Origin of the sequence: Limnochorda pilosa (assembly GCF_001544015.1) — a bacterium.
Taxonomy (GTDB): Bacteria; Bacillota; Limnochordia; order Limnochordales; family Limnochordaceae; genus Limnochorda; species Limnochorda pilosa.
Map to the genome: position 1 here is coordinate 2,835,083 of NZ_AP014924.1, position 26,491 is coordinate 2,861,573.

A 26,491-nucleotide genomic window follows, 5' to 3' on the forward strand; every position below is an offset into this window, starting at 1 on the left:
GTGAAGCCGGGCGTTGGGGGAGCCGGAACGGATCCGCAGGGCACAGGCGGGCGACCGGGAGGCGCTGGGCGAGCTGCTGGCCGAGCACTATCCCCTGCTGATGGGCTACCTGACGAAGCTCACCCTCGACCGGGCCCTGGCCGAGGACCTCGCCCAGGAGACCATGCTGCGGGCGATCGTACACCTGAAGGGCTTCCAGCCCCGGGCTCGCCTCAGCACGTGGCTCCTCACCATCGCGACGAACCTGGTACGGGACCAGCGCCGGAAGCGCGCTCGCCGCCCGCCGGAGTCCGAGCTGGAGGCAACGGTGCCCGATCCGGCTGGGAGCCCGGAGACGCAAGGCCTGGCGCGCCTCACGTACCGGGAGCTCCTGGAGATCCTCGGCGCGCTTCCCGAAGACCGGCGGATGATCTTCGTCTTGAAGCACTTCCACGGCAGGACCCACGCGGAGATCGGACAGATCGTGGGGTGCCCGGAGGGAACGGTGAAGTCCCGGTTGCACGAGAGCGTGGTACGGATCCGCCGGGAGGTGGACAGGAGGGGCCTCAGATGAAGGAGCGCTGCCGGGAGGTTCAGGAAAGGCTTCTGGAGCTGTCGCCCGCGGAGCTTGCCTCCCGTCCGGACCTGGCTCGGCACCTGGAGGCCTGCCCGGAATGCCGGGATTTCTGGGGGGAGTGGGAGCACCTTGGCTCCGCCCTTCAGGCCGCCGACCTGGCGGAACCCGTCGACCGCGGCCGCATCGCCCTGGCCATGGCCCGGGCCGATGCCCGCGCGAACGAACGGAGGGAGGGCGACGAAGGCCGCCGCCCGCTCTCCCGCGACCTGGTCCCTTCCCTCCTGCTGGGCACCGCCATCCTTGGGCTCCAGGTGGGGTGCTGGAGCTTTTGGGGCCTGGTGGGCCTGGCAGGGCTTCAAGCGGTCTCGGCGCTCCTCCTGCCGCTGGCGGTGCTGGGCGCGGGCCGGAGCGACTTCGGACGAGCCGGGGGGGAGGACGCGTGAACCCGTGGCCGTGGGCGCTGGTCATCGCCCTGCTCGTCGGCCAGGCCACCTGGATCTTCCAGGACGCCCGGCGCCGGGGTGAGGCCGCCTGGCTCTGGGGCCCGCTGGGCCTGCTGAACGTGCCCAGCTCCCTCATCGTCTATCTCCTGGTCACCCGCCGGCGGCAGAGGCCCTGCCCCGTCTGCGGCCGGCGAGCGCCCCGCGGCGCCCGCTACTGCCCGCATTGCGGGACGGCGCTGCGCGGCGAGGAGGCCACCGGGCCCTAGAGCTCGCCCCGGAACGCCCGACAAACGCTCCCTCACCTGCGTCTCCCAGGGCGCCCTGGAGACCGCGGGCGCCCTGGAGACCGCCCGCGAGCGGGACCGCACTCGCTCCCTGAGCGCATGGAAGCACTCTACGAGGAACTTCGGGGCCCGGTGCCCATGCCCGCGTGACCCCTCACGACGGATCAGACAGGTTCTCGGAGGAACGGTCCATGAACTCCCGGGGGTTGGTGACCCCAACGCCTGGAAAGTGGGCCGGGTTGGACGTTGCGACGTCGAGCCCCAGGATCCGGGCCGCTGCGACCTGGAGCAGGTCGGGAAGGGCCACGGGCTTCCCGGCCCTCGCCTGATCGTACCGCAACTCACCCGCGAGGCAGGCCGTCTCGAACGTGAGCGGCTGGAACTCGTACGCGCTCAGCTCCTCGCGGCGCCGGGCGCGCAGGTTCGGAGGCTCACCGGCCAGAACCTCCGCCACCGTCACCGGCGAAAGCACCAAGCGGCTGCCCTGCTCTGCCTTGGCCTGCAGCCAGGCCACCGTTGCGGCGTCGCCGCGCAGCCAGTCGATCAGGACGGTGGTATCCAGCAGGTACCCGGTCACGCGCCGGTCCCCTGATCCCATTCCTTCCGGCGCTCACGAACCCATGCGTCCGTTGCGTCGGCCGAACGCCACGCGGCGGGTTCCTCGGGGCTCAAGCTGCCCGCCGCTCCACGGATCACGGCCACCAACCGTCGCTTTCGAAGGTACTCCGCCAAAGCTTCCGTTACGATGGCGCTCCGCGACCGGTCCCCTGCTTCTCGGTCCAGCGCCTCGACGAGGCTCTTGTCCAGTCGCAGATGGACCAAGCGAGTATCACTCATGTGTATCACCTGATGCTATCATAGGAGGTCAGGCCACCACGGTCAAGGACCCGCGGGAAACGGCGCGCCTGTGGCCGGCCGAGAGGGCGCGCGGGTGGTGGCGCCCGCCAGGACGGTCCCCGCAGCGAAACCCAAGGCTCCCAGAAGGGCCGCCCAAAGGTACGGAAGGGCGGCGGGGCGCGCCCCACCCTCTACGCAAGAAGCCACCGGCATGATCGCATCCACTCCGAGGCCGCGCCCGCACCGGCGCGGCGTATTCGTGCCTGTCCACCCACGATCATTGTAGCCGAGCCGCTGCCGGCACGCTCCGGTCAAGGGACGGGGCCGCATCCCCCCGGTGAGCCAGGGGGGACGCTGGTCAGGTGTCCAGCGTAGGGATCGCATGCGTCCCGGCGGGTGACAATTGTCCCGCCCGATTGGAGACGCCCGCCCCTCGTGGGGAAGACTGCCACGTGGTACCATGTTCGCGGAGGTCCGCCCGGCCCTCGGGCCGGGCGGGCGCACAGGGAGGCGAGCGCATGAGCGAGGTACAGGCACAGACGGCGCACGGGCTGGAAGAGCATGGCATCGTGAACCCGGGGAACGTCTATCGGAACCTGACCACCGCAGCCCTCTACGAAGAGTCGATCCGCCGCCGGGAGGGCCTCCTCTCCCACCTGGGGCCCCTGGTGGTGCGCACCGGGCAGCACACGGGCCGCAGCCCACGGGACAAGTACGTGGTGGACGACGCGACCACCCACGAGCGGGTCTGGTGGGGGGAGTCGAACCAGCCGCTACCCCCCGAGCGCTTCGACACCCTCTTCCATCGGCTGCTGGCCTATCTCCAGGGCAAGGACGTCTTCGTTCAGGACCTCTTCGCCGACGCGGACCCCGCGTACCGGATGCCCATCCGGGTGATCACCGAGCGGGCCTGGCACAGCCTCTTCGCCCGCAACCTCTTCATCCGGCCCGAGCCCGGCGACCTGAAGGGCTTCGAGCCCCGCTTCACGGTGATCCAGGTGCCCGGCTTCACGGCGGTGCCCGAAGTCGACGGTACCCGTTCCGGCGTCTTCGTCGTGCTCAACTTCAGCCGCCGCCTGGTGCTCATCGGCGGAACCAGCTACGCGGGCGAGATCAAGAAGTCGGTCTTCACCGTCCTCAACTACCTGCTGCCCCAGGAGCAGGTGCTCTCCATGCACTGCTCGGCCAACGTGGGCCAGGCGGGGGACGTGGCCCTCTTCTTCGGCCTCTCGGGCACGGGGAAGACCACCCTCTCCGCCGACCCGGAGCGGAGCCTCATCGGAGACGACGAGCACGGTTGGAGCGACCGGGGGATCTTCAACTTCGAGGGCGGCTGCTACGCGAAGGTGATCCGCCTGAGCCCCGAGGCCGAGCCCCAGATCTACCGGACCACCCGCACCTTCGGGACGGTGCTGGAGAACGTGGCCATCGACGCGGCCAGCCGCCGCATCGACCTGGACGACGACTCGCTCACCGAGAACACCCGGGCCGCGTACCCCATCACCCACATCCCGGGCGCGGTCCGCTCGGGCACCGGCGACCACCCGAAGACGGTGATCTTCCTCTCAGCCGACGCCTTCGGGGTCCTCCCCCCCATCGCCCGGCTGAGCCCGGAGCAGGCCATGTACTACTTCCTCTCGGGCTATACCGCCAAGGTGGCGGGGACCGAGAAGGGCGTGAAGGAGCCACAGGCCACCTTCTCCTCCTGCTTCGGGGCGCCCTTCATGGCTCTTCACCCCGAGGTCTACGCCCGGCTCCTGGGCGAGAAGATCGCCCGGCACGGGGTGGGCGTCTGGCTGGTGAACACCGGCTGGACCGGCGGACCCTACGGCACAGGCCATCGGATGCCGATCGCCCACACCCGGGCCATGGTGAAGGCCGCCCTCACGGGCGCGCTGGACGGCGTGCCCGTCCGGACGGACCCGTTCTTCGGCCTCCAGGTGCCCGAAAGGGTGCCCGGCGTGCCTCCTGAGGCCCTCGACGTCCGCTCCACCTGGAGCGATCCTGAAGCCTACGACGCCCAGGCGCGCAAGCTGGCCGGCATGTTCGCGGCCAACTTCGAGCCCTTCGCCTCGGCCGTGCCCGAGGCGGTACGCCAAGCGGGACCCCGGGCATGACCCCCGGGGCCCCTTCCGGAGGTGGCCCGCTCGTGGGAACGGCGGTGGACCTGCTCTCGGCCAACCCCCTGCTCCTCCTGTTCGTGGTGGCCGGGCTGGGCTACGTGGTGGGACGGATCCGGATCCGGGGGTTCGGGCTGGGGGTGGCCGCGGTCCTCTTCGCCGGGCTGGCCGTGGGCGCGCTCGATCCCCGGCTGGCCCTGCCCGAGGTGGTCTACCAGCTCGGGCTGGTCCTTTTCGTCTACACCATCGGCCTGGCCTCGGGGCCCGGGTTCTTCGCCGGCCTCCGCCGCCGGGGGCTGCGGGACAGCCTCTTCGCCCTGGGGGTCCTGGGGGCGGCCACCGGGGCGGCCTGGGCCGCGGGGCGGCTCCTGAACCTGCCGGCGCCTCTCCTGGCAGGCCTCTATGCGGGAAGCCTCACCAACACCCCCGCCCTGGCCGCGGTCCTGGAGCGGCTCGGCGGCGCGGGTGGCACCCTGGCCCTGCCGGCTGTGGGCTACAGCCTGGCCTACCCCGTGGGCGTGCTGGTGGTGATCGGCGCCTGCTACGCCTTTCCCCGGATCTGGCGCGCCGGCGTGAGCCCGGAGGGCCGAAGGCCCGCGGGGGACGAGAGTGATGGCGAGCCGCCGGTCAACCGGGGGGTCTGCATCACCCGGCCGGAGGTGACGGGCGTTCCCGTAGAGCGGCTCTGGAGGGATCCGTCGCTGGTGACCGAGGACGCCCGCCACGTGGTGGTGAGCCGCCTGCGGAGGGGGGGCCACCAGCAGATCGTCACCGCCTCCACCACCTTCGAGCTCGGGGACGTGATCACCCTGGTGGGCGCGCCCGAGGCGCTGGATCGGGTGACGCCGCGCCTGGGCGTCCCCAGCGACGACCGGCCTGAGTGGGACCGCTCCGAGATCGACTTCCGCCGGATCTTCGTCTCCAACCGGGCGGTGGCGGGGCGGCGGCTGCGCGACCTGCGCCTGAAAGAGCGCTTCGGGGCCACGGTCACCCGCATCAAGCGGGGAGACGTGGAGCTGGTGGCGTCCGCCGGCACCGTGCTGGAACTGGGCGATCGGGTGCGGGTGGTGGCCCCGAGGGAACAGCTCGAACCCTTGGCCCGCTTCTTCGGCGACTCCTACCGCCAGCTCTCGGAGGTCGACGTGCCCAGCCTCTCCCTGGGGATCGCCCTGGGGCTCCTGCTGGGCCTGGTGCCCCTTCCGCTTCCGGGCGGCACCGTCCTCCGGCTGGGCTTCGCCGGCGGTCCTCTGGTGGTGGCGCTGGTGCTGGGGCTGGTGGGGCGCACCGGCCCCGTGGTCTGGGTACAGCCTCAGAACGCCAACCTCACCCTGCGGCAGCTGGGGCTGGTGCTCTTCCTGGCGGGGGTGAGCACCCGGTCGGGGTACGCGCTGGCCGCCACCCTCCGGGAGGCAGGTGGCGCCATCTTTCTGGGCGCCACCCTGGTGGCGCTGGTCTTCAGCGTGGTCGCCTTCGTCGTAGGGTATCGGTGGCTCCGGATCCCCATGCCCGTCCTCACAGGCATGGTGGCGGGCCTCCAGACCCAGCCGGCCACCCTGGCCTTCGCCACCGAGCAGGCCCGCTCCGAGCACCCCAACGTCGGCTACGCCGCCGTCTACCCCGTGGCCATGGTGGCCAAGATCCTTCTGGCCCAGCTTCTGCTGAACGGATAGCTTGGCGAGCGGCAGGCATCGCTTCCAGGGGATGAAGAGCCTGCCGGCGGCGGCGCGTCGACCGGTCGGCGGCCGGCGGTGCAGGTCACCCGCCGAAGCTGTGCAGAATCTCCAGCAGTCTCTCGGGTGGCTCCCCTTTGCTGGCGAAGGCGTCGGCCCCCGCCTGGACGGCGGCTTGCCGCGCCTCGGACCTGCCGCTCAGGGCGACCACCCGCACCCCCGGCGCGACGCGGCGCAGCGCGGCCAGGAGCTGCCGGCCGCCGGGGCCGGGAAGCTCCCAGTCCAGGAGCACCACGTCGGGGTGGGTCTCCTGGACGGCCTGCAGCAGACCCTCCGCCTCCGCGGCCTCGGCCGCCACGCTCATGCCCGCCTGCTCCTGCACCAGCAGCGCCAGCGCAGAGCGCACCTCATGCTTGTCGTCCGCCAGGAGCACCCGGATCATCGCCCAACCGCCTCGTTTCGCCCTTGGGGCTGCCGCCTCGACGCGTCCCTCTCCAGTCTACCGGGGCGTCAAGCCGGGGGCTCCGGGCACGGTGGGGGTCTCCGTCCTCGCCTGCCGGCCGGTCCTCACCCTGGCCAGGAGACCAGGGGCCGCCGAGCACCCCTTGGCGCACGCCTCTAGCCGCGGGGAGGTTTCAACAGGTGGTTCTGGATGGCCAGGGCGACTGCCTCGGTGCGGCTCGCGGCCCCCAGCTTGGAGAGGATGCTGGACACGTGGAACTTGACGGTGGACCGGCTCACCACCAGCCGCTCGGCGATCTCGGGGTTGCTCAGCCCCCCCACCATCAGCGCCAGGACCTCGCGCTCCCGTTCGGTGAGGTCGCTGCCGGGCTCGGGCTCCCGGGTGGCGGAGTCGATCAACACCTGGGCGGCCTCGGGCGCCAGGGTGGAGCGTCCGGCGTGGGCGGCTCGGATCGCCTCGGCGAGCTGGCCGGCGGTGACGTTCTTCAAGTCGTCGAAGGAGAGGAGGAAGGCCGACAGGCCGCTCCGCACCACCGCGTGGTCGTCGACGATCATCACCCGGATCGGTTGCTGCTCGCTCATCGCCCACCCACCCCCTGGTCTTCCTCCCACTCCACGACCACGTCGGTGCCCCGGCCCGCCTGGCTCTCGATGCGGATCCGGGCGCCGATGGCCTGCGCCCGTTCCCGCATGATCCCCAGGCCCAGGTGCTGGGGCGCCACGCTGGCCGGGTCGAAGCCGCGCCCGTCGTCCCGCACTCGAAGGGCGACGCCCCCCGGCGAGCATCGCAGGTCCACCTCCGCCCGGCCGGCCGCGGCGTGGTGGGCCACGTTGTTCAAGGCCTCCTGGGCGATGCGGTAGAGCGCTACCTGAACGTCGGGCGCCAGGCGGCGCTCGCCTTCCACACGGAGGTCCACGGGGATCCGGGCGCGCCCGGTCACGGCTTCGGCCAGGTGCCGCAGGAGATCCGGCAGCTTCGCCTCCACCAGGGCCGCCGGCCGCAGCTCCAGCAGGAGGGTGCGCATCTCGGCCAGGGCCCCCCGGGTGAGCTGGCGAAGCTCCTCCAGGCGACGCCACCCCTCCTCGGGCTTCCGCTCCCACAGGCGGGGGAGCACCTCCGCGATGAGGTTGGCCGAGAAGAGGGTCTGGGTGACAGCGTCGTGCAGGTCCCGGGCGAGGCGGCTCCGCTCGGCCGCGGCCGCGCTGGCCTCCGCCTGGCTGCGCAGCCGTGCGTTCTGGATCGCCAGCGCCGCCTGGTCGCCGAGGGAACCGGCGGTGGCCAGCTCTTCCTTGCTGAAGGTGCGGGGCTCGCGGTAGTAGAGAACGAAGCCCCCGTACACCTCCGTCCCCGCGGCGACGGGGAGGCCCAGGATGCCCCGGAAGTGGGTGACGAGCCCCTCCAGGTGCCTTCGGAGCTCCGGATCGGCCGCGAGCTCGGGGGGGATCACCTGGGCCATGTCGGGAATGACCACCGGCCGGCGCTCCTGCATCGCCTTCCCCACCGCCGCCATTCCCACGGGCATGGCCATGGAGGCCACGTGCTCCTCCGGCAGACCCACCACCGCCTGGATGGTGGGCCCCCGCCCGTCGGGGTGGAGGCGGTAGAGCGCGCCCGTGTCGGTGCCCAGCAGGTCCGCCGCCTGGCGGACCAGGTGCTTCAGGATCTCCTCCAGGGGGCGGTCGGAGTTGAGCAGGGCCAGCGTGTCCCTCAGGCTCTCGGCCACCCGGCGCCGCTCCTCGGCCTCGCGCCGCCGCTCCCGCTCGGTTCGGTGAAGGCGGGCGTTCTGGATGCCCAGCACCGCTCCCGAGGCAAGCATGGAGAGGACGCGCTCGTCGACGTCGTCGAAGGTGCCCTCGATCTTGTCGGCACAGGAGATGGCGCCGACGGGGGTGGAGCCGGACAGGAGCGGCACGCTCAGGAGGGAACGGAAGCCGGTCCGCCGGTGTATCTCGGGGTTGATGCGGCGATCGCGGCGGGCATCCGCGATCCGCACCGGCTCGCCCGACAGCATCATCCGCCCCGTGGCCGAGCTGCGGATGGGCATGCGGAATCCCGCCACCGCCTCCGGCCGCTCTTCCCCCGACCAGACGGTGACGGCCAGGTCGTCTCCGTCCACCAGGAAGATGAGCGCCCGCCGCGCGCCCGTGAGGCGGCGGGCCTCGTCGGCGATACGCTGGAGGACGTCCTGCGGGTCGTCGGCGCCGGTGAGGGCCCTTTGGATCGCGAGGAGCGTGCGCATCTCGTCCGCCTGCCGCTGCGACGTCTCCAGGGAGCGGGCCAGCTCCCGGGTGCGTTCCTCCACCCGCTGCTCCAGGTCCTCGGGCCCCTCAAGCGCGCGCTCCGCCTGTCCCGCATCGCGCGCCAGCGCGAAGGACCGGGCGAAGAAGGCCCCGCCATGGGCACCGGCCTGGAGGGCAGGATGAGACGAGCTCACGGCGTTCACACCCCGATCCCCACGGGGGCGCGCGGTTCTCGCGGCGGCCCCCCAAACCCCAAGAAGCGTTCCTGTCTTGACGTTTCACGCGTGCATCCACGGCTCCTTGAGCAAACCCTCACCAGAACCGGCCCAGCCATGGCCCAAACGTCCCTTGGGCCCAGCGTGAGGCCGCGGTTGAACCTGGGTGGGCGACGTGGTAGAATGCATGCGGTTTGATCCACGCAGAGGGGGAAGTCTCTTTGCCGAACACGCGATCCGCAGCCAAGCGGGCCCGCCAATCGGAGCGCCGCCGCCAGCGCAACCAGGCGGTGAAGAGCGCCACCCGCACCGCTGTCCGCCGGACCCGGGAAGCCCTGGAGGGCGGCAACGCCCAGACCGCCGCTGAGCGGCTCCAGGCGGCTGCCTCCGCTCTGGACCGGGCGGCGCGCAAGGGCGTCATCCACCGGAACGAGGCCGCCCGTCGCAAGTCCCGCCTCGCCCGTCGTCTGAACGCCGTGACCTCCCAGGCCGAGCGCGAGGCCGGCGAATCCCAAACCTGAGCACGTCTATCCCAACGGGGGCAGGCGTCCCGCGCCCCCGCTCAGGCGACTGAGGCGAAGCACCAGCAGCTCCAAGGTCGTGGGCGCCGGCGCGCCCCCTTTCAGGTCCAGGTCCGCGGACGCGGTGAGTTCCACCGCCTTTGCGAGGCGCGCCGCGTCCCAGTGGATCGCAAGCTCCATCAGCTTGCGCGCCTCAAACGGACGGATACCCGCCGCCTGGGCGACCTGCTCGGCGCCCCCGCCCCTGGCCTCCGAGCGAAGCCCCTCCACCATCGCCATCAGGTGCCACTGCCTGGCCAGCATGGCCAGGATCCGCAGGGGCGGCTCCCCCCGCCGGATCAGCGCGCGGAACCGCTCCAGGGCCGTCCCCGCGTCGCCCCGGCTTACCGCGTCCACCAGATCGAAGATGGCGTACGGCCGTAGCACCGGCCAGGCGGTGGAGACCAGCGCATCGACGTCGGCAGGGCTCACCTCGCTCCCGCCGGCGGCGTAGGCGGCCAGCTTGCCCACCTCGCCGGGAATGAGCACCGCCTCGCCGTCCACGGCCTCCACCAGCCGCCGGGCCGACTGGGGTGAGAGCTTGACGCCCTCGGCGACCGCCTGCTCCTGGGCCCACCGGGCCAGATCCGCCGGGCGGGACGGGGGCGCGAGCTCCCAGGTCTGGGCCTTCTTCAAGGACTTGAAGAGGGTGGTGCGGCGGTCCGCCTTCTGCATCGCCAGCACCAGGACCACCCCTGGCGCTGGCGCCCCGAGGAACGAGGCCAGCACCTCCTGGGCCTCAGGGCTCAGGTCCTCCGCCCGCCGCACCAGCACCAGTCGGTTCGATGCGAAGAGCGACCCCCCGGCCACGGCGGCGAAGAGCTGGTCGGCGCCCGTGTCGCCCCCTTCCAGGTGGAGCTCCTCCCAGCCTGGATCCCCCTGGCGGATGCCGTGCGCCTTCCGGATGGTCTCCATCACCTGCGCCAGGATCGACGGCTCCGCCCCCACCATCAGGTGAAGGGGGGCGGCCGGATCCGGCCCCGAGCGGGCCACAGGAACGCCTCCTCGCATGCCTTCCGTGGGGGCCCCGGCCTCCGCCTCAACGTCCGAGCGCCCGCAGGCGGGCCCATCCCTGGCCCACCTCCAGACGGAGGGCGCCGTCCCGGTCTGTACGGTAGAGGGCCACACCCAGCCGATCCAGGGCGGCGAGCGCCTGCGGGTGGGGGTGGCCGTACCGGTTACCCGCCCCTACCGAAACCAAGGCCACCTGGGGCGCAACCGCCTCCAGGAACGGATACCACGCGCCCGACGCGGCCCCGTGATGTGCCAGCTTCACCACGTCGCTCCGCAAACCCTCCCGCCCCCAGCGGGCGAGGAGCTCCCGCTCGGCCGCTCCTTCCGCGTCGGCCAGGAGGAGAATCCGCACGCCGCCTCGCTCCAGCCGGAGCACCAGCGACGCGTCGTTCGCGTCCCGGTCGGGGAAGCCATCCGGCGGAGGGTGGAGGACCGTCAGGGTCACACCCGGTTCGAGCACGATCCGATCCCCAGCCGCCAGGGCCCGGTGGGGCACGGTTCGGGGCGCCTCCCCCGGCGGGCGCCCTCTGGGCGCGGCCCGCACCAGGCGGTTACCCTCCACCCGCCAGGGCCCCAGGATCCCCACGGGCCCGCCGGGCCTCACCCAGCCGTTGTGGAGCAGGAGCCCCACCGGGAAGGCGTCCAGCACCGCCCCGAGCCCCAGGGTGTGGTCCGCATCGGGGTGGGTGCTGGCCACCAGGTCCAGCCGGGTCACCCCCAGGACCCGAAGGAAGGGCACCACCACCCGCTCGCCCACGTCGGGGGGCGGCGGCTCCCGGCCGAAGGCGGGCCAGCCACCGCCGTCCAGCAGCAGGCGGCGACCCAGGGGCGTTTCCACCAGCAGGGCGTCGCCCTGCCCCACGTCCAGCACCGTCACCGTCAGAAGCCGTGGCCCCGGCCCCACCCCGGCCCAGGCCACGAGGGCGGCGACGGCGGCCAGCGCCAGCCCGCCCCGGCGGCGGGCGAACGGCCCGGGCAGGACCCGGGCTCCGGGCCGGGCTGCCCAGAAGAGCAGCGCCGCCGCCAGGGCGATCTCCCACGGGTGCGGGCGGGTCATGGTCCACCGGGCCCCGGGGAGCCCTGAGATCACGTCGGCGACGGCGAGGAGCCCCTTCAGCGTCAGGTCCACGGCGCCCGCGAGAAACACCGGGGCCACCCCACCGGTGCACGCCAGGACCAGGAGTCCCACCAGAACCACGGCCAGCAGCGGGGTCGCCACCAGGGTGGCCGGAGCACTCCAGAGGGCCACCTCCCCCAGGTGCCAGGCGGTGAGAGGGGCCACGCTCATGCCCGCCGCGGCCCCGTACCCGAGCGACGTACCCACCCGGCCGGCCCGCCGTGCCAGGGCCGAAGCGAAGCGGGGGCCAAGGATGAGGATGCCCCCCGCCGCGGCGAAGGAGAGCTGAAAGCCCAGGTCCCGTGCGGCCTGTGGGTCCGCCAGCAGAAGGCTCAGCCCCGAGGCGGCCAGAACCTGGGCCGGATCGACCCCGCCTCGCGGCGCCCAGAGCCCCACCAGCGCCATGAGCACCGCCCGTCGCACCGAGGGGGCACCTCCGGTCAGCAAGGCGAGGAGCCCCAGCCACAGGGTGAGCCCCGCTCGGGCGCCGGCGCCGGCCCGGGCGCGCCGGCCTCCGACGAGCCACCAGGCCAGCCCCGCCAGGATCCCCACGTGCAGCCCCGAGACGGCGAGCAGGTGCCCCAGGCCCGCCGCCCGCAGGCGGTCTTCCAGGTCGTCCGTCAGCCAGCGCCGGTCGCCCAGGAGGAGTGCGGCGCCCAGGGCGGCCTGCTCGGGCGGCAGCGCCTGGAAGAGACGGCCGGCGCTCCACTGGCGCACGGCCTCCACGACGGCCGCGATCCCGCGCCCGTTCCCCACGGGCCGGAGGAAGCGGGGATGCGGCACCCACGCCTCGGCCGCCAGGCCCCGCCGCGCCATCAGGTCCCGCAGGGAGAAGAGCCCCGGGTTGCCCCCCGAGGGCGGCGGCCTAAGCTCCGCCCGCACCTCCACCCGGGAGCCGGCGCCCACGCCCAGCGCGTCCAGGGCCGCGGGCTCGGCCGGCGGGCCCTCCAGGCCGGGCAGCGTGAGGCGAACCTGCACCGCACCCGTGACCGGACGCCAGTCGCCCTCCAGGACCGCCTCCAGACTCAGCGGAAAGCGCCAACCGGCTCGCCAGGGCTCGGGGGGCCCGGTGATCACCCCCCGCAGCTCCAGCGGCTGCTGGCATGCGGTGAGCCTGGGAACGTCGCCCGGAAGCCGGGCGGCCTGCCACGACGCCAGCAGGCCGACCCCCGCCGCTCCCGCGAGGACCCGGGCGAGCCACCGGCCCCGGGTGCCCGCCAGGGCACCGGCGGGCAGGGCCAGGACACTCCAGAGGGCGGGTGGGAGGCGGCTTCCCAAAAGGCTTCCCGCCAGCGCCCCCAGGAAGAGGGGAACCAGGGGCCGCGCTACTCCACCGTGATCCATGGTAGGAGCTGCTCCAGTCGCTTCTCGCCGATCCCCGACACCTCGGTGAGCTGCTCGGGTGCGGTGAACGGCCCCCAGCGCTCCCGGTGGGCGATGATCCGGGCCGCGAGCGCGGGGCCGATGCCGGGCAAGGTCTCCAGGGTGGCGGCATCGGCGGTGTTCACGTTCACGCGCGGGCTGGACGGTCCTCCGGGCCGCACCTGGGAGGAGGCGCCGCCGGGCGGTGCAGGGACGGCTCGGAGGTCTTGGGGACCAGCCTGTTGCTGCGAATCCTCGGGACGCGGGCAGTCGGCCTCCGGGGTGCGCGGGTCCGCGTGCGCCGAAGGCTCGGGCCCGCTGTCCGTGCTCTGGGCGTCTTCGGAGGCCGTCGGCTCGCCGTCCTGCCGGCCACCCACCGGTGCGCCGGCCGCCTCCACCACCGAAGCGGACGCAGGGCCCGGCGGCGATGGGGTCCGTTCCGCCAGACGGACCGCCGGTGGCGGCACGGCCGATTCCGCCGGGAGCTGCTGGATGAGGATGGGCGGCTGGCGCTCGAGGCCGCGCCAGGCCAGCGGCAGCAGGGCCAGGGCGCCCAAGACCAGCAGCGCCCGCCACCATGTGCGGAAAGACAGAATCACCGGGCATCCCCCTTCCCCCCTGAGGGCAGGGCATCCCGGTGACTCGCTTCCCTATTCGATCCCGTCCCGCGAATCCCTACCACCGATCCAGGACGCCGGAGGATTCATTCTCGACAGCTGAAGGGTGCCTCTGGGGCCAAGAGCGCCGGGCGGCGCGCCCGCGGCTCAGTCCCGCGCCCCCTGGGGCAGGGGCTCCGGCTGCGGCACGTACTGCACCGACGGCCGGCGGGCGTCGGGCTGGGGGTAGAGCTCCATGAGCTGGTAGACCTCGTCGGGAAGCTCGCAGTGGACCCGAAAGCCCATCTCCCGCAGCATGTCGCAGGTGATGGGGAAGTCGTGGGTCCAGCGTCCTTCGGAGAGGGCCCGGGCAACGGGACGCACCCGCTCGGGCGGGAGCTGGTGGGCCACGAGCTCCGCCACCGTCTCCGCCACCTGGTGCACCGCCTTGCCGGCCAGGTCCGCCAGGATCAGGGTCTGGTCGTCGACCTTCTCGGGTCCCTTCCGGGCCACCGCCCGGAGGAGCGAGGCGGCCGGATAGTTGCCCAGTTGCGGGTCCACCGGCCCCAGCACGGCGTTCTCGTCCATCCAGATCTCGTCCGCGGCCAGGGCGATGAGCGTGCCGCCCGACATGGCGTAGTGGGGCACCATCACCCGCACCCGGGCCGGATGCCGGCGCAGGGCGTGGGCGATCTGCTCCGCCGCCAGCACCAGCCCCCCCGGCGTGTGGAGGATCAGGTCGATGGGCACCTCGGGCGGCGTGGCCCGGATGGCCCGCAGCACCTTCTCCGAGTCCTCGATGGTGATGAAGCGCCGTCCCAGCAGGGCCAGAAGCCCCGTGCCCTCCTGCCGGTGGATGAGGGTGATCACCCGCCCGCCCGTCCGGCGCTGCACCCGGCGGAGCCAGGCGAGCCGAGCCCGCTGGATCCGCTGCTGCTGCATCACCGGCCAGAGGGAGAAGAGGATGAGGACCAACCAAAAGAGGCTGAAGACGTCCATGGAGCCTCCGCTGCACTCCGCCATACCAGCCTACCGCTAGACTTCCCCGCCGGTCCGACTGGCATCCGGGTAAGCCCCAGGTCCCCCAGCCCCCGCCTACTTCACCACCACGTTCACCAGCCGTCCCGGCACCACGATGACCCGCTGCACCTGACGGCCGTCGATGAAGGGCTGGACCCGGGGCAGGGCGGTGGCCTGCTCGCGCAGCGTGGCCTCGTCCACGTCCACGGGGACCACCAGGCGGTCACGCAGCTTCCCGTTCACCTGCACGACCACCTCCACCTCCTCCCGCTCCAGGGCGCTCGGGTCCAGCTCGGGCCAGGAGGCCTGGTGGACGCTACCCTCGCGGCCCAGCGCCTCGTGCCAGAGCTCCTCGGCCAGGTGCGGCGCGAAGGGCGCCAGCATCAGCACCAGCGTCTCCAGGCCTTCCCGGGCCAGCTCGGGGCGGACGGCCGGGGTCTCCTCCTTGTACTGGTAGAGCCGGTTCACCAGGCTCATGAGGGCGCTGATGGAGGTGTTCAGGCTGAAGCGCTCCTCGATGTCGCCCGTCACCTTCCGGAGCGTCTCGTGGATCGTCCGGTGGACGTCCCGCTCGTTCCGGTCCAGGACCGAGGCATCCAGCCGGCTGGCCCTCTCCACTACCGGCGCCCACTCCGCGGCCAGCCGCCACACCCGCTGCAGGAAGCGGCTCGCGCCCTCCACACCCGCCTCGCTCCACTCCAGGTCGTTCTCGGGCGGCGCCGCGAAGAGGATGAAGAGCCGGGCGGTGTCGGCCCCGTACTTGCCCACGATCTCGTCGGGGTCCACCACGTTCCCCCGGGACTTGGACATGGCCGAGCCGCCCAACGTCACCATGCCCTGGGTGAAGAGCCGGGTGAAGGGCTCCTGGAAGGAGACCAGGCCGGCGTCGCAGAGCACCTTGGTGAAGAAGCGGGAGTAGAGCAGGTGCATGATCGCGTGCTCGATGCCGCCCGTGTAGCGGTCCACGGGCATCCAGTAGTCCACCGCGGCCCGGCTGAAGGGTGCGTCAGCCTCCTTGGGCGAGGTGAAGCGCAGGTAGTACCAGGAGGAGCACATGAAGGTGTCCATGGTGTCGGTCTCGCGCCGGGCGGGCCCGCCGCAGCTGGGGCACGTGGTGCGGACGAAGTCCGGGTCGTCGGCCAGCGAGGTGCCGCCCGCCCGGTCGGTGAGGCTGGCCGGCAGCAGCACCGGCAGCTGCTCCTCGGGCACCGGCACGGTCCCGCAGTGGGGACAATGGACCATGGGGATGGGCGCGCCCCAGTAGCGCTGGCGGGAGATGAGCCAGTCGCGCAGCCGGTAGTTGACGGTCTTCCGTCCCACGCCCCGCTCCTCCAGGTAGGCGATGACCTGCGCCTTCCCTTCCTGGCTGGGGGTGCCGTCGAAGGGGCCGGAACGGACCATGACGCCCGGGTCCACGTACGCCTCGGACAGGGTGGCCTCGTCCAGCTCACCCTGGGGCGGGCGGATCACCACCCGCACAGGAAGCCCATACGCCCGGGCGAACTCCAGGTCGCGCGGGTCGTGGGCGGGCACCGCCATGACCGCGCCCGTCCCGTACTCGCTCACCACGTAGTTGCCCACCCAGATGGGGACCCGCTCGCCGTTCACCGGGTTGATGCAGAAGGCGCCGGTGGGGACGCCTTCCTTCTCCACATGCTCCCGCTCACGCTCTGGGGTCGCCCTCACCCGCTCTGCGAACCGGCGGACGGCCTCGGCCTCAGGGCGGCCCTGGATGAGCGGCTCCACCAGCCGGTGGTCCGGCGCCAGCACCATGTAGGTCACGCCCCAGAGGGTGTCGGGGCGGGTGGTGAAGACGCTGATGGTTTCGTCCAGGCCTTCCACCTGGAAGTCCACCTCGGCGCCCTCGGAGCGGCCGATCCAGTTGGCCTGCATGGCCTTGACCCGCTCGGGCCAGCCGTCCAGCCGGCTCAGGTCGTCCAGCAGCCGGTCCGCATAGGCGGTGATGCGGAAGAACCACTGCTCCCGCTCCTGCTTCTCCACCTCCGAGTGGCACCGCCAGCAGCGCCCACCCTCCACCTGCTCGTTGGCCAGCACCGTGCGGCAGCCCGGGCACCAGTTGACCCTGGCCTTGCCCCGGTAGGCCAGCCCCCGCCGGTGGAGCAGGAGGAAGAACCACTGGGTCCACCGGTAGTAGTCGGGGGCGCAGGTGGCCACCTCCCGCTCCCAGTCGTAGCTGAAGCCCAGGCGCTTGAGCTGGGCCCGCATGCGGTCGATGTTGGACCAGGTCCACTGGGCGGCGGGAACGTTCCGCTGGATGGCCGCGTTCTCGGCGGGCAGGCCGAAGGCGTCCCACCCCATGGGGTGCAGCACGTTGTAGCCCTTCATGCGGTAGTAGCGGGTCATCACGTCGCCCAGGCTGTAGTTGCGCACGTGCCCCATGTGGAGGTCGCCCGAGGGGTAGGGGAACATCTCGAGGTTGTAGTACTTGGGCCTGCCGGGATCCTCCACCACCCGGTAGAGCTCGCTCCTGGCCCACGCCTCCTGCCACCTGGGTTCGATCATCTCGGGATGATACTCCGCCTGCACCGCCCTCACCTCACCCCGGTGGGTCCGGCCCGGCGCCCAGCCGCTCCGGCGCCGGCCCACCTGGAAGACTCACGCTGGAATCCGCGCCGACAAACAAAAAAGCCTTCGTCGCTGCAGAGACGAAAGGCTCACCTTCCGCGGGACCACTCCGCTTGGCGGCTCAGGGCCGCCCACCTCGCCCCCGCCCCCGAGGGGACGGGCCGGTGCATGGTAACGGGCACCCACCGGAAGAGCCTACCGCGGCAGAGGTCGCGCCTCCACCGCCTCGGTCTTCGGGCTCAGGGGCGAGTTCCCGCCGCTCCCGGACCGCTTCGCAGCAACCGGCGGCTCTCTGAGCCGGGGCTGCGGCGGTACTGCTCCCCGTCCACGCCCAAGGGCCACTCCGAGCAGATGTGTACGGATATCGTAGCACAGCCCGGGGTCTGGGTCAATCGGCATGATGCAACGCCGCCTGGGCGGAAGAAGGAGTTGGCCGTCCACCTGCGAACGGATGGGAGGGATCCGGGGTACGTCCCGGAGCGCGTGTGTCGAGCGGGGAGCGGATGGGGTTGCAGGCCATCGTCGTCGGGGCGGGGAAGCTCGGGTTCGAGGTGGCTCGAAGGCTGTCGGACGCGGGGCACGACGTGGTGGTCGTCGACCGGGACGCGGAGGCGCTCGCGCAAGCGGCCGACCGCTTGGACGTCATGACCCTGGTGGGTCACGGCTCCTCCCCCTCGGTGCTCCGGAAGGCCGGGGTTGCATCGGCTCAGCTTCTCATCGCCGCCACCGACAGCGACGAGCTCAACATCGTCACGTGCATGACCGCCAAGACCCTTGGAGAGCCGTTCTGCGTCGCCCGCATCCGGAACCCCGAGTACTCCTCCCCCGCCGGGGCGGCGCAGCCCGGCCGGCTCGACCTCGCCCGTCTGGGCATCGACCGGGTCGTGCGCCCCGAGGACCTGGCAGCCAAAGAGATCATCCGCATGCTGCGCACCCCCTCCGCTGCGGAGGTGGAGTACTTCGCGGGGGACCGCGCGGCCGTGGTCAGCTTCGCCGTGGACGAACACGCACCCGCGGCGGGCCGGAGCGTCACCGAGCTCGGGCTCACCCACACGGTGGTGGCGGCGGTCATCCGGGAGGCGGGCACGGTGGAGATCCCGAGCGGGTCCACCGTCATCCACCCCGGCGATCGCATCTACTTCATGGGGCGCGCAGGCAACTTCCAGGAAGCGCGTCGGATCGTGGGGCGGGAAGAGCACCCCATGCGCAGCCTGGTGATCGTGGGGGGGAGCCCCCTGGGATACGAGGTGGCGCAATTCCTGGGGAAGATGCGCCGCACGGGTCTCAGCATCCGGATCATCGAACGGGACAGGGAACGGTGCCGGGAGCTGGCCGAGCAGCTGCCCCCGGCGGTCATGGTGCTGGCAGGCGACGCGGCCCGTCCCGACCTCCTCGAGGACGAACACGTGGCCCAATCGGACGCGTGCATCCTCACCACCGGCGACGACCACCGCAACCTCCTGGTCGGGATGATGCTGAAGGGGATGGGGGTTCGCTACTGCATCAGCGAGCTCTCCCGGGAGGAGTACCTGCCCCTGGCTCACCGGGCCGGCATCGACGCGTGCGTGGTTCCCCGCCTGGTGACCGCCAGCTTCATCCTCCAGCTCACCCAGAGGAGGAACGTGCGGAACCTGGCCCTGGTGGAAGAGGGGAAGGCGGAAATCCTGGAGCTCGAGGCGGAGAGCGGATGCCCGGCCGAGGGGAGGCCCATCGGGGACCTGCGCCTGCCGCCTTCGGCCGTGGTGGGCATCGTGGTGCGCGAGGGCGAGGTGCTGATCCCCCGGGGTGCCACCCGCATCCAGGCAGGGGACCAGGTGCTCCTCTTCCTCCGGCCGGAGGGCGTGGACGCGGTGCAGCACCTCTTCCGGCAGGGCTGAGCCTGGGGGGCCGTCCGCCGGCGCCTCCCAGATCCGTGGCAAGGGACGCGATGCGTTGAACTACCGGCTCGTTCTCCACATGCTGGGCACCCTCGTCCTCACCGAGGGTGCGGCCATGGCGGCTCCGATCGCCTGGGCCCTCTATTACGCCAGCCCCGATCTGAAGGCCTTCCTGACCGCGGCCCCCCTGGCGGCAGGGGTGGGCCTGGCCATGCGACGTGCCGCCCGGAACCCCCAACGGACCAGCGACGAGGCCCTCCACCACAAAGAGGCCCTCGCGGTGGTGGGCCTCGGATGGGTCGTCGCCTCGGCGGTCGCTGCGCTTCCCATGCTGTGGGCGGGAAGCTTCGCCACCTTCACCGATGCCTTCTTCGAGTCCGCCTCGGGCTTCACCACCACCGGCGCCTCGGTTCTGACCGACATCGAGTCCCAGCCGCCCGGTGTGCTCTTCTGGCGGAGCCTCCTTCACTGGTTCGGCGGCATGGGCATCATCGTCTTGACCATCGCCATCCTGCCCCGGCTGGAGCTGGGCGGGATGCAGCTCTTCCGGGCGGAGGCGCCCGGCCCCGTCCCGGAGCGGATCCACCCCCGCCTGCGGGAGACCTCGAGGCTCCTGTGGCGGATCTACATCGGACTCTCCGCTCTGGAGACCCTGCTCCTCTGGGGTCGGGGCCTCTCCCTCTACGACGCGCTCCTCCAGACCTTCGGAACCATGGCCACCGGGGGCTTCTCCAACTACAACGCCAGCATCGCCGCCTTCCACGACCCCGTGGTGGAGGCGATCATCCTCGTCTTCATGGTGCTGGCCGGGACCAACTTCGCCCTCCACCATCGGGCCCTGCTGAACCGGGAGGGCCTGCGGGCGTACCGCGACGAGGAGTTCCTCTCGTATCTGGCCGTCCTGGCAGGCCTGTCCGTGGTCCTTGCCGCCATCCTCGTCCGTTCGGGGACGCCCGCGGTCGCCGCGCTGCGCCTGGCCTCGTTTCAGGCCACGTCCATCGTCACCACCACCGGCTTCGTGACCGCCGACTTCGACCAGTGGCCCGAAGCAGGGCGCCTCCTCCTCTTCCTGGCCATGTTCATCGGAGGCAGCGCCGGATCGACCGGCGGCTCCATCAAGGTGATCCGGTGGGTGATCCTCGTCCGCTACGCGTCCCGGGAGATCGTCCAGCTTCTCCACCCCCGGGCCGTCCTGCCCGTCCGGGTCGGGGGCCGGCTGCTGAGCGAGGAGGCGCTCCGGGGCGTGATCGGCTTCGTGATCCTCTACCTCTTTCTCTTCATAGCGGCTTCGGTGGTGCTGAGCGCCGCGGGACTGGACATGGTGAGCTCGCTCGGCGCGGTCGCAGCCACGCTCGGCAACGTGGGTCCGGGGCTGGCGGCGGTCGGACCTACCGCCAACTACGCGGCCCTGGCGCCGGGCGCCAAGTGGCTCCTGAGTTTCCTCATGATCGCGGGGCGGCTTGAGATCTACAGCATCATGGTCCTCCTGCTGCCGGGCTTCTGGCGACGAGCGTAGGATCGGGCCGCCTCTGCCCGGCTACCCCAGCAGCAGCCGGTCCTCCACCAGCCGCTGGCCGCGCACCCGAGCAAAGCGCTCCACCAGCCCCTCCACCCCCATGCGCCGCCGGTCGTCGCCCCGCAGGTCCAACACCACCCGCCCGTCCTGCATCATCAGGGTCCGGCTCCCCACCCGCAGGGCCTGCTCCATGTTGTGGGTCACCATCAGGACCGTGAGCCCGTGCTCCGCCACCAGCCGGCACGTCAGGTCCAGCACCTGGCGGCTCGCGGCGGGGTCCAGCGCGGCCGTGTGCTCGTCCAGCAGGAGCAGGCGCGGGCGCGTCACGGCCGCCATCACCAGGGCGAGCGCCTGGCGTTGCCCGCCCGAGAGGAGCCCCACCGGCTGCTTCAGCCGGTCTGCGAGGCCCAGGCCCAGTGCCTCCAGCCACTCGGCGAAGAGACGCCGCTCCCGGCCGCGAACCGCCAGCCGCAAGGATCGGCGCCTCCCGCGGGCCCGGGCCATGGCCAGGTTCTCCTCCACCGTGAGGCTGGCCGCCGTACCCCGCAGGGGGTCCTGGAAGACCCGCCCGATCAGCCGGGCCCGGCGGTGCTCGGGCCAGCGGGTGACGTCCTGCCCGTCCAGGCGCACGGTTCCCGCATCCACGCGGAAGGTGCCGGCGACGGCGTTCAGGAGGGTGGACTTGCCCGCACCGTTGGGCCCGATGAGGGTGGCGAACTCCCCCTCCTGCAGGACCAGGTCCACCCCGCGCAGGGCCGGCCGCTCCCATCCCCCGCCCAGCCGGAAGGTCTTATGCAGGCCTTCGAGGGCCAGCATACCCCTCGCCTCCCCACAGGCGCCGGCCAGGCCGGCGCCGGGCCTCTCCTGCCCACTCCAGGGTCCGGGGGACCGCGAGGGCCACCACCACCAGCAGCGCCGTCACCAGCTTCAGGTCGCTGGGGGCGAAGCCCACCCGCAGGGCCGCCCCTGCCGCCGCCCGGTAGAGGATGGAGCCCACCAGGGCCGCGAGCGTCCCAAAGAAGACGCCCCGGGCCCGGACGATGGCCTGCCCGAGGATGACCGACGCGAGGCCCGCCACGATCATCCCTATGCCCATGCCCACGTCGGCGAAGCCCTGGTGCTGAGCCACCAGCGCTCCCGAGAGGGCCACCAGCCCGTTGGAGAGGGCGAGCCCCACCAGGGTCGTCCGGTCCGTGTCGGCTCCCAGACTCCGGATCATGCCGGGGTTGTCGCCCGTGGCCTGCACCGCGAGCCCGTACTCGGTCTGGAGGAACCAGTCGAGCAGGAGCTTCAGGAGGAGCGCCGCCGCCAGGAAGAGGAGGAGCGCGGCAAGCGGCGAGTCCAGCAGCCCCCTCACCTGGGTGACCAGGGTTTCGCGCCGCAGGAGGGGCACGTTCGAGCGCCCCATCACCCTCAGGTTGATGGAGTAGAGGGCGGTCATGGTGAGGATCCCGGCCAGCAGCCCGGACACCCGAAGCCGCGTGTGCAGCACCCCGGTGGCCGCGCCGGCGGCAAGCCCGCCCAGCGCGGCCACCAGGGTTGCCAGGAGCGGCGGGCGCCCGGCGACGATCATCGCCGCCGCGATGGAGCCGCCGAGGGTGAAGCTGCCGTCCACCGTCAAGTCCGGGAAGTTGAGCACCCGGAAGGTGAGGTAGACGCCCAGCACCATGATCCCGTAGACGAGCCCCTGCTCCAGCACCCCGAGGGCGAAGGTCCCACTCACGATCCGACCTGCTCCGCCTGGGCCAGGAGCTCCTCGGGCAGCCGGACCCCCATCCGCTCGGCCGCAGCGGGGTTCACCACCAGGCGCGGGTTGGCCTGGTACTGGATGGGCATCTGGGCGGGGTCGGCTCCCTTCAGCACCTGGTCGGCCATTTCGGCCGTCTGGCGCCCCAACTCGTAGTAGTCGATCCCCACGGTGATGAGCCCGCCCCGGGCGACGCTGTCAGGCTCGCCCACCACCATGGGGAGCTTGGACTGCTCCGCCACCTGGATCACCGATTCCAGGGCGCTCACCACGGTGTTGTCGGTGGGCACGTAGAGGGCGTCCACCCTCCCCACCAGGCTCTGGGCGGCCTGCAGCACCTCGCTGGAAGAGGCGACGGTGGCCTCCACCAGCGTGAGCCCCAGATCCCCGGCCGCCTTCCGCGCCCACTCCACCTGCACCAGCGAGTTGGCCTCTCCCGCGTTGTAGAGCACCCCCACCCGCCTGGCCGAGGGGTCGAGGCGCGGAATGAGCGCGAGCTGCTGGTCCACCGGGTTCAGGTCCGAGGTCCCCGTCACGTTGGTCCCCGGCCGCTCGTTGCTCTGTACCAGGCCCGCCGCCTGGGCGTCGGTCACCGCCGTGATGAGGATGGGAATGGACGACGTGGCCTGGGCGGCCGCCTGGGCCGTGGGCGTGGCGATGGCCAGGATCAGGTCGGGGTTGGCGCCGGCGAGGCGCCGAGCGATGATCTGGGCCGTGGCCATGTCGCCCTGCGCGTTCTGGTAGTCGGCCCGCACCATGTACCCCAGCTCGGCCATGCGGTCCAGGAAGCCCTGGCGCGCCTGGTCCAGCGATGGGTGCTCGACGATTTGAATGACGCCCACCCGCACCTCCTGCGCGGCGTGGACGCCGAGGGGAGAAAAGCCCACCGCGGCCAGAACGAGCGGCAGGAGGGCCCGTGCCGCCCGGATCCAGCGATGCACCCCCAAGGAAAGCAACCCCTTTCAGAGGATCAAGGTCTCTTCAGCTCCCCCGCTTCCCCCCAGACGGGTTGCTCGTCCTCGTAGGGCCGCCACTCGAACCGGTCCTTGAACACCTTGAGGATCATGGAGGTGTCGCTCGCGGCCACGCCGGGGACGCGCCGGAGCTGGTCGGTGAGGAAGTGGTACAGCTCGTCGTTGGAGGCGACCACCACCTCCACGATGAGGTCGTAGGCGCCGGCGCTCACGCCCAGGTAGCGCACCTGCGGGAGGGAGCGGAGATGGTCGACCACCTGTTCCAGGTGACCGTCACCGATGCGGATTCCCACGATCGCCTGGATCGTCCGCCCTACCCTGGCCGGATCGATGATCCCCACGAGCCGCAGGACGCCTCGCTCCACCAGCCGGCTGACGCGCTTGCGCACGGTGCCCTCGGCCACCTGCAGGCGGGCGGCGATGCCGGTGAAGGGGGCTCGGCCGTCCCGCTGGAGCTCCAGCAGTATCGCCCGGTCCAGGGCGTCGAACTCGCCGTCGGTCATAGGAATCCCTCCGAGGCACGGGAAATCCGCACGATGTGACCCTCCATTAGACGAATGACGCATGAAATCCTGCCGCCTTCGAAGAAAGGCTCTCGCTTGACCGCCCATTCCCGACGCCCCGCGCGCGCCCGGGAGCGATCATGCTCCGGCCCGCCCCGCAGGCACCGGGCGGTGCGTATGCCGGGCGCGGCGGCGGGCAGACTGACCTCTGACCGCACAGGCCGGGAGGCGGGATGCACGTGGAGGCAGGAGTCTGCGAGGTCTGTGGGGCCCGGACGCCAGATCCGGGCCGGTTGCTCTGCGACGGGTGCCTGGCCCACCTCGAGTACCACATGGAGGTGGATCCGCGCTCCGGCACCCAGGGCCGGTCGCCCGGTCCCCTGCAGGCGCGCACGCCGGCAGAGCTGGAGGAGCTGGCCGAGGGCGAGCCGGGGTGGGTCACCGAGCCCTGAGGGTCACCAGTCCGGAAGCGGGATCCACAGACGTTCCCCGAGGCTCAATGGGCCGTCGTCGTCCAGCCGGTTGGTGCGCAGCAGGCTGTCCACGCTGACGCCGAAGCGGTTCGCGATGCCCGAAAGGGTATCGCCCCGTCGCACCGGGTAGATCCAGTGATCGGGAATCACCAGCTCCTGGCCGGGGCGCAGGGTCGTGTGCCCCAGCAGGTTCACGTCCACCAGACGGGTCATGGAGACCCCGAACCGAAGCGACAGGTCGTACAAGGTATCCCCGGGCTGCACCCGGTAGCGCGGGCGCTCCGCCATCTGGCGGAGGAGCTCCACCGTCGCCGGGCCCGCGACCCCGTCGGCTGCAAGCCCCCCGTACCGTTGCAGCCGCCGGACCGAGGCCGTGGTCGTCTCCCCGTAGTTGCCCGTCACCGGCTGGTTGAAGCCCACCCGGATGAGCAGGCGCTGCAGCTCGAAGACATCCTCGCCCCACATCCCCGGCTTCAGGGTCCGCAGGCCCAGGGTTCCCTGAGCCTCCACCTCCGCCGGACTCGCCAGCAGGACGAGCCCCACCACCACCAGCAAGGCAAGGAGGACCCTCGACAACCCCCGTGGTCCCATCGTCCCAACCCCGCACCCGAACATGCGTCCGCGCGTCATCGCCGCTCCCCTCACGCCATGGCCAGACTCGTCCCCGTCCAACATTCCGCGGGGTGCGCCGCTTCCCTCTCACCTCCGCGCATCGGCGCTGGAAGGCAATGAGTGGAGGGGCGTCACGCCCCGAACTTGGCCAGTCTTCCCGCGTGGGCCAGCAGCAGGGGCATGAGCTCCTTGGCCCGCACCCTGCCCAGTTGCCCCCGGGAGCAGGCCCGCTCGCCGAAGCCTTCCGCGTCGTTCTCCCAGCGGCTCCAGCGGGAGTGGATCAGGAAGGGCACAGGATGCCAGGTGTGGGCCTTGAAGGTCGCGGGCGTCGAGTGGTCCCCCGTCACCAGGACCGCCGCCGGGTCGAGCTTCAGCAGCCGGGGGATCTGGGCGTCCACCTCTTCGATGGTCCGCACCTTGCGATCGAAGTCGCCGTCCTCGCCGGCCGAATCCGTCGGCTTCACGTGCACGAAGAAGAAGTCGAAGTCGCTCCAGGCGGCCTCCAGCCGGTCGAACTCCTCGGCGATCCCGTGGCCGCCGTCCAGCACCTTCATGCCCACCAGCCGGGCGAGCCCCCGGTACATGGGGTAGACGGCGATCACGGCGGGGTTCACGCCGTAACGCTCCGGGAAGCTGGGCAGGTCGGGCTGGCGGTCGAAGCCCCGCAGGAGAACGGTGTTGGCCGGCCACTCGTCGGCCAGCGCCCGGTCGACCTCCTCCACGAACCGGTTGGCCAGCTCGGCCATGGAGGCGGCGCCGGGCTCCCGGGCCTCCACCTTCAGGGGCGGCACCCCGGTCTGCTGAGGGTCCGAGTCGGTCACGTGGGGAGAGAGCCCCTGGCCGCGAAAGACAACCACCGCCCGGTGCTGCATCTCGGGGCGCACGAGGATCTCCACCCTCGGAATCCGAATCCGCGAGAGCTTGTCCGTCAGGCGGACGCACTCCTCGGTGGGAATCCGGCCCGCCCGGCGGTCCACGATCTTCCCGTCCTTCTTGGAGGCGAAGTTGATTCGGGCCGCCACGTCCGTGGCTTCCAGCTCCATCCCGACCCCCAGGGCTGAGAGGACCCCCCGCCCCACCAGGTTCTCCACGGGATCGTAGCCGAAGAGCCCCAGGTGCCCCGGGCCGCTGCCCGGGGTGATGCCCGGCGCCACAGGGTCGTGGAGCCCCAGGCTTCCCTTGCGGGCCAGCGCGTCCAGGTTGGGCGTCCGCGCCGTCTCCAGCTCGGTCCTCCCCGTCTCCGGGTGGGGGAGGCCCCCAAGCCCGTCCATCACCAGGAGCACCAGCTTGCCCCCGGGCTCCGCCAGCTCTCGCACCAGATCCTCCATGATCCTGCCCCCTTCGGCTTCGGCCTTCAGCACGTCCTAGTGTACCACCGTGGACCAGGAGAGGGCTACGCCTACTCCATCTCCACCTCCACCTGGCCCTCCACCACCCGTGCCGGGAAGCGGGGCACGGGCCGCGTCGCGGGCAGGCTCCGGTTCTTGCCCGTGCGGATGTCGAAACGGGCGCCGTGGCGCTCGCAGGTCACCTCGCCGGCGCCGGCATCCACCTCACCCTCGGAGAGGGACGCCTCCGCGTGCGAGCAGGTGTCGCCGATGGCGAAGAAGCCGTCCTGAAGCCGGAAGAGGGCCACGGGGGTCCCACCGAGCACCAGCCGGCGCACCTCCCCCACCTGCATCTCGTCCGCCGGACCGACACGCATC

General features: G+C 72.0%; 26 protein-coding genes. 9 read left to right on the forward strand and 17 right to left on the reverse strand.

Annotated features, from left to right (window positions below; translation table 11 throughout):
- The first annotated feature begins 13 nt into the window (after window positions 1-13).
- The 3 genes from LIP_RS12570 to LIP_RS12580 are packed head-to-tail and all read left to right on the forward strand — an operon-like array spanning window position 14 to window position 1,265.
- Window positions 14-553 carry a sigma-70 family RNA polymerase sigma factor gene (locus LIP_RS12570; RefSeq protein WP_068138966.1) on the forward strand — a complete coding sequence of 180 codons (540 nt, stop codon included), beginning with the start codon at window positions 14-16 and terminating at the stop codon, window positions 551-553.
- Complete coding sequence (locus LIP_RS12575) at window positions 550-999, forward strand: anti-sigma factor (RefSeq protein WP_068138970.1); 450 nt, start codon at window positions 550-552, stop codon at window positions 997-999. The genes LIP_RS12570 and LIP_RS12575 overlap by 4 nt, the downstream gene beginning before the upstream one ends.
- On the forward strand, window positions 996-1,265 hold the full coding sequence (locus LIP_RS12580) for a zinc ribbon domain-containing protein (protein ID WP_068138974.1): 270 nt from the start codon (window positions 996-998) through the stop codon (window positions 1,263-1,265). The genes LIP_RS12575 and LIP_RS12580 overlap by 4 nt, the downstream gene beginning before the upstream one ends.
- Before the next feature lie 172 nt (window positions 1,266-1,437).
- Here the strand turns inward: LIP_RS12580 and LIP_RS12585 are convergent, their stop codons facing one another.
- Complete coding sequence (locus LIP_RS12585) at window positions 1,438-1,860, reverse strand: type II toxin-antitoxin system VapC family toxin (protein WP_068138978.1); 423 nt, start codon at window positions 1,858-1,860, stop codon at window positions 1,438-1,440.
- Complete coding sequence (locus tag LIP_RS18615) at window positions 1,857-2,105, reverse strand: ribbon-helix-helix protein, CopG family (RefSeq protein WP_068138980.1); 249 nt, start codon at window positions 2,103-2,105, stop codon at window positions 1,857-1,859. The genes LIP_RS12585 and LIP_RS18615 overlap by 4 nt, the downstream gene beginning before the upstream one ends.
- A 533-nt stretch (window positions 2,106-2,638) precedes the next feature.
- Between LIP_RS18615 and LIP_RS12595 the strand changes: the two genes are divergently transcribed.
- Complete coding sequence (locus LIP_RS12595; protein WP_068138984.1) at window positions 2,639-4,237, forward strand: phosphoenolpyruvate carboxykinase; 1,599 nt, start codon at window positions 2,639-2,641, stop codon at window positions 4,235-4,237.
- Window positions 4,238-4,269: 32 nt separating this feature from the next.
- Window positions 4,270-5,910: an aspartate:alanine exchanger family transporter gene (locus LIP_RS12600; protein ID WP_198409536.1), complete on the forward strand. Its 1,641-nt coding sequence runs from the start codon at window positions 4,270-4,272 to the stop codon at window positions 5,908-5,910.
- A gap of 85 nt (window positions 5,911-5,995) precedes the next feature.
- Here LIP_RS12600 and LIP_RS12605 read toward each other — a convergent pair whose 3' ends face one another.
- The 3 genes from LIP_RS12605 to LIP_RS12615 all read right to left on the reverse strand — a co-directional run bounded on the left by LIP_RS12605 (window position 5,996) and on the right by LIP_RS12615 (window position 8,807).
- Window positions 5,996-6,352 (reverse strand): response regulator, encoded by a 357-nt coding sequence (locus tag LIP_RS12605; RefSeq protein ID WP_068138990.1) that lies wholly within the window; start codon window positions 6,350-6,352, stop codon window positions 5,996-5,998.
- Window positions 6,353-6,528: 176 nt separating this feature from the next.
- Window positions 6,529-6,954, reverse strand: a complete 426-nt coding sequence (locus LIP_RS12610; RefSeq protein WP_068138994.1) for a response regulator transcription factor — start codon at window positions 6,952-6,954, stop codon at window positions 6,529-6,531.
- Window positions 6,951-8,807: a sensor histidine kinase gene (locus tag LIP_RS12615; protein ID WP_144440476.1), complete on the reverse strand. Its 1,857-nt coding sequence runs from the start codon at window positions 8,805-8,807 to the stop codon at window positions 6,951-6,953. The genes LIP_RS12610 and LIP_RS12615 overlap by 4 nt, the downstream gene beginning before the upstream one ends.
- 242 nt (window positions 8,808-9,049) lie before the next feature.
- Between LIP_RS12615 and rpsT the strand changes: the two genes are divergently transcribed.
- Complete coding sequence (gene rpsT, locus LIP_RS12620; protein ID WP_068139000.1) at window positions 9,050-9,349, forward strand: 30S ribosomal protein S20; 300 nt, start codon at window positions 9,050-9,052, stop codon at window positions 9,347-9,349.
- Window positions 9,350-9,355: 6 nt separating this feature from the next.
- Here rpsT and holA read toward each other — a convergent pair whose 3' ends face one another.
- From holA to leuS, 5 genes are all read right to left on the reverse strand, one after another.
- Entirely contained in the window at window positions 9,356-10,381 is a 1,026-nt protein-coding gene (holA, locus tag LIP_RS12625; RefSeq protein WP_068139002.1) for a DNA polymerase III subunit delta, read from the reverse strand.
- Between the two features lie 46 nt (window positions 10,382-10,427).
- Window positions 10,428-12,863 (reverse strand): ComEC/Rec2 family competence protein, encoded by a 2,436-nt coding sequence (locus tag LIP_RS12630; protein WP_068139005.1) that lies wholly within the window; start codon window positions 12,861-12,863, stop codon window positions 10,428-10,430.
- Window positions 12,845-13,480, reverse strand: coding sequence for a ComEA family DNA-binding protein (locus LIP_RS12635; RefSeq protein ID WP_068139010.1), 636 nt, complete (start codon window positions 13,478-13,480; stop codon window positions 12,845-12,847). Before LIP_RS12635 ends, LIP_RS12630 begins: the two co-directional genes overlap by 19 nt.
- A gap of 165 nt (window positions 13,481-13,645) precedes the next feature.
- Window positions 13,646-14,476, reverse strand: coding sequence for an SDH family Clp fold serine proteinase (locus tag LIP_RS12640; protein ID WP_068142009.1), 831 nt, complete (start codon window positions 14,474-14,476; stop codon window positions 13,646-13,648).
- Between the two features lie 96 nt (window positions 14,477-14,572).
- Window positions 14,573-17,020 (reverse strand): leucine--tRNA ligase, encoded by a 2,448-nt coding sequence (gene leuS / locus LIP_RS12645; protein WP_082726648.1) that lies wholly within the window; start codon window positions 17,018-17,020, stop codon window positions 14,573-14,575.
- 572 nt (window positions 17,021-17,592) lie between these two features.
- On the opposite strand from leuS, the gene trkA reads away from it, so the two are divergent.
- Together trkA and LIP_RS12655 are read left to right on the forward strand one after the other, a co-directional pair.
- A complete protein-coding gene (gene trkA / locus LIP_RS12650; protein WP_158509679.1) occupies window positions 17,593-18,960 on the forward strand; it encodes a Trk system potassium transporter TrkA in 1,368 nt (455 codons plus the stop codon).
- A 55-nt stretch (window positions 18,961-19,015) separates the two neighbouring features.
- Window positions 19,016-20,476, forward strand: coding sequence for a TrkH family potassium uptake protein (locus tag LIP_RS12655; RefSeq protein ID WP_198409538.1), 1,461 nt, complete (start codon window positions 19,016-19,018; stop codon window positions 20,474-20,476).
- Window positions 20,477-20,497: 21 nt separating this feature from the next.
- Here LIP_RS12655 and LIP_RS12660 read toward each other — a convergent pair whose 3' ends face one another.
- The 4 genes from LIP_RS12660 to LIP_RS12675 are packed head-to-tail and all read right to left on the reverse strand — an operon-like array spanning window position 20,498 to window position 23,700.
- Window positions 20,498-21,292 (reverse strand): ABC transporter ATP-binding protein, encoded by a 795-nt coding sequence (locus LIP_RS12660; RefSeq protein WP_068139021.1) that lies wholly within the window; start codon window positions 21,290-21,292, stop codon window positions 20,498-20,500.
- A complete protein-coding gene (locus LIP_RS12665; RefSeq protein WP_198409539.1) occupies window positions 21,267-22,199 on the reverse strand; it encodes an ABC transporter permease in 933 nt (310 codons plus the stop codon). The genes LIP_RS12660 and LIP_RS12665 overlap by 26 nt, the downstream gene beginning before the upstream one ends.
- A complete protein-coding gene (locus LIP_RS12670) occupies window positions 22,196-23,164 on the reverse strand; it encodes an ABC transporter substrate-binding protein (protein ID WP_068142014.1) in 969 nt (322 codons plus the stop codon). The genes LIP_RS12665 and LIP_RS12670 overlap by 4 nt, the downstream gene beginning before the upstream one ends.
- Before the next feature lie 29 nt (window positions 23,165-23,193).
- Window positions 23,194-23,700 (reverse strand): Lrp/AsnC family transcriptional regulator, encoded by a 507-nt coding sequence (locus LIP_RS12675; RefSeq protein WP_068139023.1) that lies wholly within the window; start codon window positions 23,698-23,700, stop codon window positions 23,194-23,196.
- Window positions 23,701-23,939: 239 nt separating this feature from the next.
- Here LIP_RS12675 and LIP_RS12680 point away from each other — a divergent pair, with 239 nt between their 5' ends.
- Window positions 23,940-24,152 carry a hypothetical protein gene (locus LIP_RS12680; RefSeq protein WP_144440479.1) on the forward strand — a complete coding sequence of 71 codons (213 nt, stop codon included), beginning with the start codon at window positions 23,940-23,942 and terminating at the stop codon, window positions 24,150-24,152.
- Window positions 24,153-24,155: 3 nt separating this feature from the next.
- Here the strand turns inward: LIP_RS12680 and LIP_RS12685 are convergent, their stop codons facing one another.
- The 3 genes from LIP_RS12685 to LIP_RS12695 all read right to left on the reverse strand — a co-directional run bounded on the left by LIP_RS12685 (window position 24,156) and on the right by LIP_RS12695 (window position 26,490).
- The gene (locus LIP_RS12685; RefSeq protein WP_158509680.1) at window positions 24,156-24,749 is read right to left on the reverse strand and encodes a peptidoglycan-binding domain-containing protein; all 594 of its coding nucleotides are present in this window, start codon (window positions 24,747-24,749) and stop codon (window positions 24,156-24,158) included.
- 167 nt (window positions 24,750-24,916) lie between these two features.
- Window positions 24,917-26,113, reverse strand: coding sequence for a 2,3-bisphosphoglycerate-independent phosphoglycerate mutase (locus tag LIP_RS12690; protein WP_068142016.1), 1,197 nt, complete (start codon window positions 26,111-26,113; stop codon window positions 24,917-24,919).
- A 71-nt stretch (window positions 26,114-26,184) separates the two neighbouring features.
- Window positions 26,185-26,490 carry a non-heme iron oxygenase ferredoxin subunit gene (locus tag LIP_RS12695; RefSeq protein WP_068139033.1) on the reverse strand — a complete coding sequence of 102 codons (306 nt, stop codon included), beginning with the start codon at window positions 26,488-26,490 and terminating at the stop codon, window positions 26,185-26,187.
- Window position 26,491 lies beyond the last annotated feature (1 nt).

Excerpts from the sequence above, each read along its gene's own strand:
- LIP_RS12575 (WP_068138970.1), top strand. The coding sequence starts at position 550 with ATGAAGGAGCGCTGCCGGGAGGTTCAGGAAAGGCTTCTGGAGCTGTCG.
- LIP_RS12595 (WP_068138984.1), top strand. The coding sequence starts at position 2,639 with ATGAGCGAGGTACAGGCACAGACGGCGCACGGGCTGGAAGAGCATGGC.
- LIP_RS12605 (WP_068138990.1), bottom strand. The coding sequence starts at position 6,352 with ATGATCCGGGTGCTCCTGGCGGACGACAAGCATGAGGTGCGCTCTGCG.
- LIP_RS12610 (WP_068138994.1), bottom strand. The coding sequence starts at position 6,954 with ATGAGCGAGCAGCAACCGATCCGGGTGATGATCGTCGACGACCACGCG.
- LIP_RS12630 (WP_068139005.1), bottom strand. The coding sequence starts at position 12,863 with ATGGATCACGGTGGAGTAGCGCGGCCCCTGGTTCCCCTCTTCCTGGGG.
- LIP_RS12640 (WP_068142009.1), bottom strand. The coding sequence starts at position 14,476 with ATGGACGTCTTCAGCCTCTTTTGGTTGGTCCTCATCCTCTTCTCCCTC.
- leuS (WP_082726648.1), bottom strand. The coding sequence starts at position 17,020 with ATGATCGAACCCAGGTGGCAGGAGGCGTGGGCCAGGAGCGAGCTCTAC.
- LIP_RS12660 (WP_068139021.1), bottom strand. The coding sequence starts at position 21,292 with ATGCTGGCCCTCGAAGGCCTGCATAAGACCTTCCGGCTGGGCGGGGGA.
- LIP_RS12675 (WP_068139023.1), bottom strand. The coding sequence starts at position 23,700 with ATGACCGACGGCGAGTTCGACGCCCTGGACCGGGCGATACTGCTGGAG.
- LIP_RS12690 (WP_068142016.1), bottom strand. The coding sequence starts at position 26,113 with ATGGAGGATCTGGTGCGAGAGCTGGCGGAGCCCGGGGGCAAGCTGGTG.
- LIP_RS12695 (WP_068139033.1), bottom strand. The coding sequence starts at position 26,490 with ATGCGTGTCGGTCCGGCGGACGAGATGCAGGTGGGGGAGGTGCGCCGG.